The 12,052-nt window shown below is 54.0% G+C and carries 10 protein-coding genes; 4 read left to right on the top strand and 6 right to left on the bottom strand.

Annotated features, from left to right (window positions below):
• Positions 1 to 13: 13 nt before the first annotated feature.
• The 6 genes from QTO31_RS03705 to QTO31_RS03680 are packed head-to-tail and all read right to left on the bottom strand — an operon-like array spanning position 14 to position 6,781.
• Positions 14 to 1,336 (bottom strand): nucleotide sugar dehydrogenase, encoded by a 1,323-nt coding sequence (locus QTO31_RS03705; RefSeq protein WP_301428133.1) that lies wholly within the window; start codon positions 1,334 to 1,336, stop codon positions 14 to 16.
• 52 nt (positions 1,337 to 1,388) lie between these two features.
• On the bottom strand, positions 1,389 to 2,027 hold the full coding sequence (locus tag QTO31_RS03700) for a hypothetical protein (RefSeq protein ID WP_301428132.1): 639 nt from the start codon (positions 2,025 to 2,027) through the stop codon (positions 1,389 to 1,391).
• Positions 2,018 to 3,154 (bottom strand): PQQ-dependent sugar dehydrogenase, encoded by a 1,137-nt coding sequence (locus tag QTO31_RS03695; RefSeq protein ID WP_301428131.1) that lies wholly within the window; start codon positions 3,152 to 3,154, stop codon positions 2,018 to 2,020. The genes QTO31_RS03700 and QTO31_RS03695 overlap by 10 nt, the downstream gene beginning before the upstream one ends.
• A 2-nt stretch (positions 3,155 to 3,156) precedes the next feature.
• Entirely contained in the window at positions 3,157 to 4,644 is a 1,488-nt protein-coding gene (locus QTO31_RS03690; RefSeq protein ID WP_301428130.1) for a VanZ family protein, read from the bottom strand.
• Entirely contained in the window at positions 4,628 to 5,893 is a 1,266-nt protein-coding gene (locus tag QTO31_RS03685; RefSeq protein ID WP_031460696.1) for an ABC transporter ATP-binding protein, read from the bottom strand. Before QTO31_RS03685 ends, QTO31_RS03690 begins: the two co-directional genes overlap by 17 nt.
• Before the next feature lie 3 nt (positions 5,894 to 5,896).
• Positions 5,897 to 6,781 (bottom strand): ABC transporter permease, encoded by an 885-nt coding sequence (locus QTO31_RS03680; RefSeq protein ID WP_031460695.1) that lies wholly within the window; start codon positions 6,779 to 6,781, stop codon positions 5,897 to 5,899.
• A 266-nt stretch (positions 6,782 to 7,047) separates the two neighbouring features.
• Here QTO31_RS03680 and QTO31_RS03675 point away from each other — a divergent pair, with 266 nt between their 5' ends.
• Genes QTO31_RS03675 through aroB form a run of 4 tightly spaced genes read left to right on the top strand, consistent with a single transcriptional unit; the run spans position 7,048 to position 11,896 of the window.
• Positions 7,048 to 9,378, top strand: coding sequence for a xanthine dehydrogenase family protein molybdopterin-binding subunit (locus QTO31_RS03675; RefSeq protein WP_301428129.1), 2,331 nt, complete (start codon positions 7,048 to 7,050; stop codon positions 9,376 to 9,378).
• Positions 9,379 to 9,381: 3 nt separating this feature from the next.
• Positions 9,382 to 10,611: a gephyrin-like molybdotransferase Glp gene (gene glp, locus QTO31_RS03670; RefSeq protein WP_301428128.1), complete on the top strand. Its 1,230-nt coding sequence runs from the start codon at positions 9,382 to 9,384 to the stop codon at positions 10,609 to 10,611.
• Positions 10,612 to 10,624: 13 nt separating this feature from the next.
• Positions 10,625 to 10,759, top strand: coding sequence for a hypothetical protein (locus QTO31_RS03665; protein WP_255346761.1), 135 nt, complete (start codon positions 10,625 to 10,627; stop codon positions 10,757 to 10,759).
• 12 nt (positions 10,760 to 10,771) lie between these two features.
• Positions 10,772 to 11,896 (top strand): 3-dehydroquinate synthase, encoded by a 1,125-nt coding sequence (aroB, locus tag QTO31_RS03660; RefSeq protein ID WP_301428127.1) that lies wholly within the window; start codon positions 10,772 to 10,774, stop codon positions 11,894 to 11,896.
• The last annotated feature ends 156 nt before the right edge of the window (positions 11,897 to 12,052 follow it).

Below are 12,052 nucleotides of genomic sequence, written 5' to 3'. Positions count from 1 at the left end.
TACGGAATACAGGCTACAATACTGTAATCTTTGCTCGCAATTCACCCTGAATGTGGCGGGTTGCATTGCGAGTATCAACCACTGCCGGAGCCAGGGTTACAATTCGCTCGTAATCAAAAGTGCTGTGATTGGTGATAATGACTGCACAATCGCACTGTTGCAGCAACTCATCGCTCAGGGGTATTGTTTGCATCCGACGACCATCGTGCAATTCGAACTCTGTGATATGGGGATCGCAGGGAATGACCGTCGCGCCATCGGCTGTCAGCAGGTCATAGACTTTGAAAGCCGGAGACTCGCGGTAATCATTTACATCGGGCTTGTACGCAATCCCTAACAACAGGATTGTGCTGCCGTTCAGCGGTTTGCGGGCACGGTTGAGTGTCCGCACGACCAGATCGTGAACGTGACGGGGCATCTGGCTGTTAATCTCACCGGCCAGCTCGATAAATCGGGTCGTCAAATCATACGCACGTGCTTTCCAGGTCAGATAAAAAGGATCAATCGGAATGCAGTGCCCACCCAAGCCAGGGCCTGGAGTAAACTTCATAAAGCCGTAGGGTTTGGTTGCTGCGGCGTCGATGACCTCCCAAACGTTGATCCCCATTCGATCACAGAGCAGTGCTAATTCATTGACCAACGCAATATTCACGGCCCGAAAGATGTTCTCGAACAGTTTTGTCAACTCGGCTACATCGGGTGAACTTACCGGCACCACACGAGTCGTAATGTAGCCGTAGAAGGCACTGGCTAATTCAGTGCAGGCGGGTGTCACGCCACCCACAACTTTGGGGGTATTTTCGACACTATATCCTTTACTACTCGTCTGACCGGGATCAATCCGTTCTGGTGAAAAGGCCAGGAAAATTTGCTCACCGACGCGCAGTCCAGATCGCTCGATACGGGGCATGACCAGTTCGCGAGTCGTACCAGGATAGGTAGTACTCTCCAGAATGACCAGTTGACCAGGACGAATGCTGGCAGCAATATTCTCACTTGCCGCTTCGACATAACGTATATCCGGATCACGAGTCGCGTTGAGGGGCGTTGGTACGCAGATCACCAGCAGATCACACTCTTCCATGCGCTTGACATCGGTTGTTGCTTCGATACGACCCGACTGACGCAACGCCGCCAGGGCTGCGCTGGAAACATCGCCAATGTAGCTTTCGCCTCGGTTGACCTGTGCAACCCGCTCGGTGCTGACATCGAATCCCAAGACTCGAAAACCAACCCGACCGGCACGTTCAGCCAGCGGCAATCCAACATAGCCAAGCCCGATCACGCCGATGACTGCGGTGCGGTCATGGATGCGATTCATCAATTCGTGAAACATAACGTGTTATCTCCATCTCCGTGCTGCATCCAAAAACGTTGTTCGGTGGGCATTATACCCGAGCGCGACGCTTCCAGAGCCACCTACCTATCCCGGCCACCGCAATCCCTCCAATCAGACCAACACCAAAGGAAAGCCAGGCCAGTCGTGAACGTAACACCGTGTTTATGCGGTTGATCCATCCGCTATCAGCAGGAGGTGCCAATAGATAGTCAGCGACAATCGCTGCCTCTGCTGGTGTTACCCCGAGGTTCGGCATCTGCGATCCGCGATTATCCCAACGCGGTTCGACAATCTGGTTAATAATCCACTGCCGTACTGCTGCTTCACCTTCCAGGGCAAGTACTGCCGCTCGCGCCGAGCGAGTAGAAACCCATGGCTCTTCCTCAAGTTGATCCAAATCGGCCAGAAGCTGGCGGTACTGTTGATTGTTCAGCCGAGCCTGGACATTGGCGATCAGCAATTCTCGATTGAGTGGCGGGCCGGCTGCACCACCGAAACCGCCATCTCCTCTAATTTGATGACACCCGAGACAACCTCGTTCGCGAATAATCTGGCGGGGGTCTTCGACTTGCAGCGGACGGTAGGGATAGCTGTTGGTTGGGTCGGGAACAATCTTATACACCGATGTTTGATCGGCCTGATTCGCGTACAAGGGTGCAAAGTAAAGCCCATCAGGACCTATAGCCACCGCAACCACCATCTGCTCTTGTTTGCCGCGGAAGCGCAATGTTTGCCGCGGAAGCGCAAGAAGTAGTCGGGTACCGCCATCACCCGACTCTGCTCCATATCATAAGTAATTCGCACGATACCTGGCATTTTGCCACGTCGCACCGATCCGGCCATGCCGAGAAAGAACTTACCGGCGTTATCCGCACCAAGCAGCATGTTGTCAGGTGGAAGATATTGTAACGTCGTTGGCGCTAGGCTGGGTACCCATACATACGCTGCCCGTAAGTGAATGCTGTTTTCTTGACCATTCCAACCGTAATCCTCACCCCGCTGCACTTCGACAAAGCGATCGGTACCTACACCGTTGTCACCGACGAAGACCCGCCCATTTACGATTTGCATCGCGTAGGGATTACGGAAACCGCTAGCCCAAACGTAATTGCGTGCTTTCGTGACATCATCATCAATGTAAAAGGGATTATCAGGAAGCGGTTTGCCATCAAGGCTCATACGGTAGATTTTGCCAACCATTTGCTCAATATCACGCGCCAGATGCGGTTGCCAGGCTTCTCCTATACCGACAAATAGCTGATCATCAACGACCTGACAGGCGCCTATATGGTGCGCTAGTCCTGATTCGTAACCGGCGAAGACCTCGGTGAACGCGACGAAGCCTTCTGGTTGGAGGCTGAACGTGCCCGGTTTCGATTGATAGCGCACGATATTGTTGCGCATCCGACCATTTGCGTCGGTGTAGAGGAAGGTGACAAAGATGTAACCACGCGCTGGATCAAGACAGATGCCTCCCATGCCACCTTGTCCCTGACCCGACGGTAACTCCTCTGTCGGTTTGAATTGAAAAACGTTTTCGGCAAAGGTGAAGATGCTGCGATCATTGGTGACGACCTTGAGCGTTCCACGTAGTTCGGTCACAAAATAGAGCGGATCCTTCGGATCAGGACCGGGTTCCGGCACGAACGCTATCGCACTTGGAAAGTGGTAGCCCGTCGTATCCTCCACAATCGTGAACCCATCGGCAACCGCCCAGTCACTGCGCCAGTCAAACGTGGTTTGCGCCGAGACTACTGCTCCCAAGGAAAGAAACAGTACAGTACCGGTTAACAACATCTTTAGCCAGAGCTTCATTGTTACCTCTTTCTAGCCAGTGGTTGAGTGAGCCAGAAAAGCAGGAGAGTGCCTATCACAATACCGATCAGGTTTGTTATCAAGATACTGCTGGCGAGAGCGGAGGCTACCATGGATGCCGCCAGACTGACCCATACGCTGACCACGATCAACATCAACAACGGTCGGTACGTCCCCTGCCAGGGTACTCCAATCAGTCCAAATGGCAGGCTTAACATGAATGTCAACACAATGCTCCAGCCACCGATCTGATGTGTTTCCACCGGTAGCCAGCGGTTAAACAGTGCTTCGCCTGGGCCAAATGTGTATTGTTGCCGGTGTTGCTGTCCATCTACAAATAGACGGGCAACGGCGCCATCGTAACTGAGGATCAGGACCCGTGGTTGTGAGCTGGTGAAAACGTTGCTGAACCGTAATGGCGGTCGGTCATTGGCTGCCCGCGTTAGCGGTAAGCGCATGCGTACCAGAAGATCGGCGCCGGCCTGGATGAGACTCACATTGTGACCATCGATCCCGCGGCCATAGTTGATGATAAAGCCTTCCGTATGTCTGGTTGGTTCTCCCACTGCCACTCGTGCCACTAGCGTAAAAGCACCGGTCTGCGCAATTGCAGCAGCAACTCCTCGTAATGGCTCACGGCTCATCAACCAGCGCTCATAGCCTACTCGCATGCCTTCCTGAGTTAAAACTGGTTTCCCGTGAGCTACTAACGGTCGGCTAAATGGCCCATTCGGCATTGGTGGGAACTGATTGAGATCGTAAGCTAGCAACGGCTGTAGGGCGACTGCCTCTTGAAATGTGTTGACCTTATGCGCCTCACGTTCAGTAAATGCTTGATCATACAGCGCAACAAAGCTCACATATCCCGGCCAAAACCGCCGTCCATCATCAGCCGCCCCGATGTGTAACGTGTAGCGATCCGACCAGTTTGTCGGCAAGGTTGCTCGCTGCCAGTGCTGCAATAGCCATCCGGCACTACCGAGCCAGATGGTCAGTCCAATGACCACCACTGTGGCTGGTGTTTGTCGGATAAGATGCACCACCCGGCGCGCAATTTGGTCAACAATCGGTATCAATAGAGGTGCCAGCCACCGACTACCCAGCCCGGCACCGGCCGTATTCGCCATCACATCGAGGATGGCAGCAGTACGACCAGGGATGATAAGCTGAGCGATTTCAATGCCGAGTGCCAGCAGACCAGCTAGTATCATTGACCCAACAATTTGACCGCGTTGACGTATCCCATACCCTGCCAGGAACCAACGTAACGTCACCCCCAGCGGTATGAAGAGAATCACGTTCTGCATCAGATCAGTGCCGTGGCTGAGACCAGTCAGTAGCCGAAACCAGGGGTTCGTCGGCCAGGTCGGGATAAACGCAAAAGGGTATAACGTCAACACGCCGATCCAGCTCAGTATCGGTAGCGCCAATACGACGCCGTACCTTCGTACTGCATACGGCGATAAGCGACGATCAACCAATCGGCTCATAGACCGTTGACCAGGGCAGCAAGGGGCGGACAACGCCAGAAAGGTTGCCAGCCCAATCACCACGGGCCGTATCACCTTCCAGGCTATCAATGACTTGAAACGCTACTGCATCACGCTCGGCAAACTGCCCAATCGGCGGATTGAGTGTGGTCAGTGCTGCTTCTACGTACAACGAACCCTCGGCCAGAAAATTGCCGGGAATCGTCACCCGTGCAGTGTACCGTCCGGGCGGTCGCGGGCGTCCACGCCATTCCGGATCGAGGTCGAGTGTCGTGAATACGGCCACATTATCTTCGTTGTAGAGACGAAAATGTGGCATTAACACATAACCACCTTTGCTAACAACGAACTCCATTTCAAGCGTTACCGGTGTCCGAATATCAATCGTATCGGACACATCACCATCAACATCGCGAACCCGCACTGCTCGCAGATGCGCAACATCTTTACCGGGCGCCTTTTCGCGATCCGGCCAAACCCGTTCTGCAATCGAATGCGCGCCCTTGCCCAGGTAGACCCCTACCACCTGTTGAGCTGGGCCATCGGCAATCACCTGTCCCTGGTGTAGCAGAATTGCCCGCTGACACATTCGCAAAATCGACTGCATACTGTGCGAAACAAACAGTACTGTTCGTCCCTGTTGACCAACGTCTTGCATCTTATTGAGGCATTTCTTCTGGAAGCGAGCGTCGCCTACAGCCAGTACCTCATCGACGATCAAGATTTCTGGTTCCAGGTGTGCAGCAACAGCGAAAGCCAGACGGACATACATGCCCGACGAATAAAATTTCACCGGTGTATCAATAAATTTCTCAACCTCGGCAAAGTGCACAATGGCATCGAAATTACGGTCAATTTCGCGCTTACGCATACCGAGGATAGCGCCGTTGAGATAAATATTTTCGCGTCCGGTCAGCTCAGGATGAAAACCGGTACCAACTTCGAGTAATGATGCAACTCGTCCATACAGCTCGGCCCGTCCGCGCGTTGGCTCAGTAATTCGGGAGAGAACCTTCAGCAGGGTACTCTTCCCGGCGCCATTACGACCGATAATTCCGACGACCTCCCCTTGCTGGATGTCAAATGAAACCCCATTGAGCGCCCACAATTCGGTTGTCTCCGCCGACGGTTGACCACGAAACCGCTCGACAATTGCATCGCGCAAGGTGGCATATCCTGGACTGCGCTGCTTGATCGCTCCAATCCGGTACTGTTTTGCTAAATCACGGGCACGAATTGCGTATGGCATAGGCTAAATAATGTCGGCAAACTTACGTTCCACCGCCTGAAAGTAGAGCAAACCAGAACTAAACAGGGCTATTGCCGTTGTGACCGAAATGAACATCAGCAGGCTGGGCGGTTGGGTGCCCAGTAATGCCCAGCGAAACCCTTCGACAACACTGACCATCGGGTTAAGGGCATAAACAATCTGCCAGTGCCCTTCGATTAGGTTACTTGGATATACCACCGGTGTCGCGAAGAGCCAGAGCTGGATCAGGAATGGAGTGGCATGGCGCACATCACGGTAACGGGCGTTGATTGCCGAAAGCCAGAAGCCGACACCCAGCGCCGTGATCATTCCTAGGAGCATAAATAGCGGTAAGAGAAATACTGCCGGCGTGGGTGCCCATTGATACCAGAACATCAACGCTAGCAAGATCAAAAACGACAGGCCGAAATCTACTGTTCCGGCCAACACGCTGGCTGTTGGGATGGCAAGCCGCGGAAAGTAGACTTTACGGACAATACTGGCACTCCCAACTAGGCTGTTGGCCGCCTGGGCGACGGTGTTGGCAAAAAACTGCCACGGTAAGAGTCCGGCCAGATTGAAAAGCGGATACGGAATACCGTTGGTATTCACTCCGGCTAATCGCCCAAAGATGATCGTAAAGACAACCAGTTGCAGCGTCGGTTGGATAAGCGCCCAACTTGCACCAAGCAGTGTTTGCTTGTAGCGCACCTTAATGTCACGCCAAACCAGGAAGAAGAGTAACTCGCGATAGTCCCATAAGTCGCGCCAGTTGAAATGCCACCATCCCTTACGCGCCTCGATAATGATTGGTTCGTGTATGCTGTCTGGGACAGATGACACTGCACTGGCGTCGTTCACCGAGGTTGAAGGTTCAAGTATCGCCATAATGCTGGTGTTGTCCTTACATTCGGAAACGGTAACGTCTGTTGATACGTCAAATCAGTTAGTCTGACAAAGATCTCCCTTATGTAGCATAGTCGGTTCACGGCTATCGTGCAATTACAATTTCTTCAATTGCACGCCTAGCGACAACACCACCGTTGCCGATCAGATGTTTCAGCTACTCACGAACGGCGCAACGAATTCTGGTATCATATTCATAGTACGAGTGTTATCACACAGGGTTGACAAAAAAGAAAGGTAGTCGAACGATGGCTTATGCAGCCCTGATGGGTGCCGAAATTAAGCGCCGCGAGGATCCGCGTCTCGTGCGAGGGCAGGGCACGTATGTGAGCGATCTGCGTCTACCAGGCATGCTATACGTGGCAATAGCTCGCAGTCCCTATGCTCATGCCCAGATCGTTGCTATCGACAAAGCTGCGGCACTGGCTCATCCCGACGTGGTTGCAGTGTATACCGGCGCTGATCTGGTCGATTTCTGTCGGCCACTTCCCCTCGCGAGTTCTGGTGAAGGCGGCAGTGGTGCTCAACGTTATACGGGCCGCACGCGCTATGTCCTGGCCGTTGAGCGGGTTCGGCATGTCGGTGAAGCAGTTGCTGCAATTGTTGCCCGTACCCCAGAGGCAGCCCTCGATGCTGCACTTTCGCTTCCTATCGAATGGGAACCATTACCTGCTGTCATTGATCCATTGGCGGCTATCGCACCTGACGCACCGGTCATCTTCGATGGTCTGCCTGACAATATCGACCATCGCCGCCGCCGCCAAAAGGGGGATGTCGAAGCGGCGTTCGCTTCCGCTTATCGTATTATTCGCCAGCGTATGGTCAACCAACGTCTGCTCGGCTTCCCTATGGAAGGACGTGCGGTAGTGGCTGCACCTGATCCGGCCAGCGAAGGTATCACGCTTTGGACGAGCACCCAAACACCGCATCAGGTGCGTAGTGAAGTTGCCAACGTTGTTGGGCTGAACGAGAATCAGGTGCGCGTGATTGCTCCCGATGTCGGTGGTGGTTTTGGGGTTAAGATCGGTATCTATCCCGAAGAAGCTCTGCTCGCCGCCCTTGCCCGTCAGCTCAATGTCCCGCTGCGCTGGGTTGAGCATCGGCTTGAGCATGTTCAGGCTACTACCCATGGCCGTGGTCAGGTCTGCGATATTGAAGCTGCGGTAACCGCCGATGGTGAAGTGACTGCGTTGCGTATGCGAATTGTCGCCGATCTCGGTGCTTACCCGCTCGCTCCAGGTCTGCCCGATCTCACCACCGCGATGGCGGTTGGCGTGTATAAGATTCCGGCTGTCGATTTAGAGGCGATTTGTGTCTATACCAATACCACACCGGTCGCCGCCTATCGTGGCGCAGGTCGGCCCGAAGCTGCCTACTATATCGAACGACTGATGGATCTGGTCGCTGCTGAGTTGAACCTTGATCCGGCAGAAGTACGACGGCGCAATTTTATTCCGCCCGATGCTTTTCCGTACAAAACACCGACCGGTCTTACCTACGATAGTGGTGAGTATGATAAGGCGTTGAGCAAGGCGTTAACTCTGGCCAATTACGAGCAGCTCCGCACCGAGCAGGCGGCGCGTCGGGCTGCGGGTGATCGTATGTTACTCGGTATCGGGATTGCCTGTTATGTCGAGATGTGTGGGTTTGGCCCTTATGAAAGTGCGCAGATTAAAGTAGAGCCGAGTGGTAGCGTCACGGTCACAACCGGTATTTCACCTCACGGCCAGGGTACGGCAACAACTTTTGCCCAGATTGTGGCCGATCAGATCGGGGCAGATTTCGAGCGTATTGTTGTGAAGCATGGCGATACAGCTATTACCCCAATGGGCATCGGTACCATGGGGTCACGTTCGCTTGCCGTCGGTGGTGCGGCCCTGATGCGCGCCGCCACGAAGGTGCGTGAGAAGGTACGTCAGATTGCGGCTGCTATGCTTGAAGCGAACGTGGCCGATATAGAGCTGCATGAAGGTCGTTATCAGGTGCGTGGTGTGCCTGATCGAGCGCTGACCCTGGCCGAGATTGCTCGGCGGGCGTACAGCAATAAACTTCCTCCCGACATCGATCCTGGCCTCGAAGCAGTTGACTATTTCCGTCCTGCTGACCTAATTTATCCCTTCGGCACACATATTGCCGTGGTCGAGGTAGATAGCGAAACCGGCCAGGTATACATTCGCGCTTACTACTCAGTTGATGATTGTGGGCCACGAATAAGCCCACTGATTGTCACCGGTCAGATTCACGGCGGCTTAGCTCAGGGAATCGCTCAGGCGCTCCTCGAAGAGGTGGTATACGATGCTAATGGTCAGTTGCTCAGTGGGACGTTGATGGATTACGCCTTGCCACGCGCTGATCTCTTTCCACCTTTTACAGTTGACAAGACTGAAACTCCTACGCCGCTCAATCCACTCGGTGTAAAGGGCGTGGGAGAGGCGGCTACCATCGGCTCAACGCCAGCCATTGCAAATGCTGTCATCGATGCACTTCAACCGTTTGGGGTGCGACATATCGATATTCCGCTACGCCCAGAAAAGGTCTGGCGTGCGCTCAGCAACATACACTCTGCTAAAGGAGCATAATGTATGACTGATATGCTGCGCGAGTCTCCATACCCGATGGTTAGTATCGCTGAAGCAACAGCAGCGATTATGGCTCATGTTCAACCGTTGGGAAGTGAAGAGATTGATGCGTTGACTGCTCTCGGCCGTGTCCTGGCTAGTAATATTACGTCGCCTGAAGATATTCCCGACGTGCCAAAATCGGCGATGGATGGGTATGCTCTGCGCGCTGCCGATGGCCTCTCTCCTCGTCGTGTTGTTGGTGAATTGACGGCAGGTGGTAGGGCAGCAGTTACTCTTGCCCCCGGTGAGGCGACGCGCATTATGACCGGAGCGCCATTGCCAGACGGTGCCGATGCGATGATCCCGGTTGAGCTAACCGAAGAGCGCGACGGCATGCTCTATATTCAGCGCGAATTGAAGCCCGGTGACTATGTGCATGCGGTCGGTCAAGATGTTCGTCGTGGTCAGATGGTCTTGGCCGCCGGCACAACGCTTGGCGCTGCCGAGATCGGACTCCTGGCTACACTCGGTATTACTCGCATTTCAGCGTATCGCCAGCCACGAGTAGCGGTCCTGGCTACTGGTGATGAAGTGGTCGAACCGGGAAGTGAGCGACCTGGTGGGGCTGTGCGCGATAGCAATCGTTATGCGCTGATGGCGGCTATCCGCGAGGCCGGCTGCATTCCCATTTCGCTCGGTATCGCCCGTGATGATCTTGATGTCCAGCGTCAGGCCATCTTGCAAGGTCTTGATCAGGCTGATGTTCTGATCACGAGCGGCGGCGTGAGCATGGGGACGCGCGACCTGATCAAGCCGCTGTTAGCCGAGCTTGGCACGGTGCATTTCGGTAGGATTGCCTTTAAGCCAGGTAAACCAACCACCTTCGCTACCATTGGCGACAAGCTGGTCTTCGGTTTGCCGGGTTATCCGGTTTCCTCATTGGTCTCGTTTGAAGTCTTTGTTCGTCCGGCGCTACGTGCTTTGCAGGGTGATGCAACACCGTTCCGACCTCAGATCGATGTAACGCTGGACGAACCGGTTCGCCCTTCACCTGACCGGCCTGAATATCAGCGGATTATCGTGCGTTATCGAGAAGGTCGCCTGTTAGCGGTTACTACCGGCAGTCAGAGTAGCTCACGCTTGCTCTCGCTGCGCGGGGCAAATGGTCTCCTGCTGGTGCCGGCTGGCGAAACGGTTTATCCGGCCGGCAGTACCTTGCCGGCGCTACTTACCGGTCAATTGCTTTCGTGAAGGGTACTAGTTTGTGGAATCGCTCATACTGTTGCGTACCCTGCTCCAGGAACCTGAACCATGGCCCGGCCCATTAACGTACCTGGGTCTGGCCCTCTTGCTAGCTGCTGTGCTGATGACAATTATTAACCGCCGTCGTAAACCATAACCGAAGCTTATCATGACAACGACGCTCACCGTAACAACCAGCACAACCTCTTACCCCGTTATCGTTGGGGCTGGTGTGCTATCAACGCTCGCCGGGCATCTGGCTGCCCTCGAATTGCGCGGAACGCTCTGGCTGATTGCCGATGAGCATCTGATTGCTGTGGCTGAACACATTGCAGGGATGCTTAGTACAGCTGGCTTTCGGGTCCGTATTACAACCATCCCATCAGGTGAACAGAGTAAATCGTTTAACGAACTGCATCGTCTTTACGATTGGATGATCGAGAATGGTATCGAGCGGCGTGATGCAGTGTTGGCCCTAGGTGGGGGAGTGGTTGGTGATCTGGCCGGTTTTGCGGCTGCCACCATCTTACGTGGCGTAGCACTCGTGCAATTGCCGAGTACTCTCCTGGCAATGGTTGATGCTGCGGTTGGTGGTAAGACCGGTATTAACCATCCGCTGGGCAAAAATTTGATCGGTGCTTTTCACCAACCACGCCTGGTATTGGCTGATACCCACTTGCTGGCAACCCTACCGCCGCGCGAACTGCGTGCTGGTTGGGCTGAAGTGATCAAACATGGTATCATTCGTGATGCCGAACTCTTTTTTGCCCTGGAAGAGCTTGCGTCAAGTCAGGGCTGGCATGCAACTAATGCGGCGTACTGGGATGCGCAGAATATTGAACTTACGACAAAACTCACCGCCATCATCGCTCGTGCAGTCGCAGTGAAAGTTGAGGTTGTCTCACGCGATGAATTTGAACGTGGCGAACGAATAACGCTCAACTACGGTCATACCATTGGTCATGCAATCGAGCAATTGCTCGGCTATCGCCTGCTCCATGGTGAATGTGTTGCAATTGGCATGGATGCCGCTGCTCGGATTGCTGTTGCCCTCGGCTTGTGTCCACCCGCACTTGTTGAACGTCAGCGTAAGCTGCTTGCAGCGTATGGACTATCGACCGCCTTACCAACAGACCTCGACCGCGATGCCGTGCTGGCGCTCATTGGGCGCGACAAGAAAGTACAGGCCGGCAAAGTACGCTGGATTTTGCCAACAGCTATCGGTCAGGTCGTTGTGCGATCTGACGTGCCGTTCGATGTTGTTGAGGCAGTGCTAGCCAGCGATCAGGTTTGAACGATGGCATCTTGGTCATAATCTGTTTCACCACCGAAAGCACAGAGTACCAGGGCTTTTCAACGTTCGTTCCCTATTTTTAGGTTCGATCCGAAAAAATTCCTTTGCAGGAGATATTGGAACGTAGTGGTATGCCAATATGGCGTCCATTGCCCT

Source organism: Chloroflexus sp. MS-CIW-1, from assembly GCF_030444705.1.
Lineage (GTDB): Bacteria > Chloroflexota > Chloroflexia > Chloroflexales > Chloroflexaceae > Chloroflexus.
Note: the sequence above shows the minus strand (reverse complement) of the source record. Positions and strands in the feature narration are given on the sequence as shown.

Coding starts and splice junctions, on each gene's coding strand:
- QTO31_RS03705 (WP_301428133.1), bottom strand. CDS start 1,336: ATGTTTCACGAATTGATGAATCGCATCCATGACCGCACCGCAGTCATC.
- QTO31_RS03695 (WP_301428131.1), bottom strand. CDS start 3,154: ATGAAGCTCTGGCTAAAGATGTTGTTAACCGGTACTGTACTGTTTCTT.
- QTO31_RS03690 (WP_301428130.1), bottom strand. CDS start 4,644: ATGAGCCGATTGGTTGATCGTCGCTTATCGCCGTATGCAGTACGAAGG.
- QTO31_RS03685 (WP_031460696.1), bottom strand. CDS start 5,893: ATGCCATACGCAATTCGTGCCCGTGATTTAGCAAAACAGTACCGGATT.
- QTO31_RS03680 (WP_031460695.1), bottom strand. CDS start 6,781: ATGGCGATACTTGAACCTTCAACCTCGGTGAACGACGCCAGTGCAGTG.
- QTO31_RS03675 (WP_301428129.1), top strand. CDS start 7,048: ATGGCTTATGCAGCCCTGATGGGTGCCGAAATTAAGCGCCGCGAGGAT.
- glp (WP_301428128.1), top strand. CDS start 9,382: ATGACTGATATGCTGCGCGAGTCTCCATACCCGATGGTTAGTATCGCT.
- aroB (WP_301428127.1), top strand. CDS start 10,772: ATGACAACGACGCTCACCGTAACAACCAGCACAACCTCTTACCCCGTT.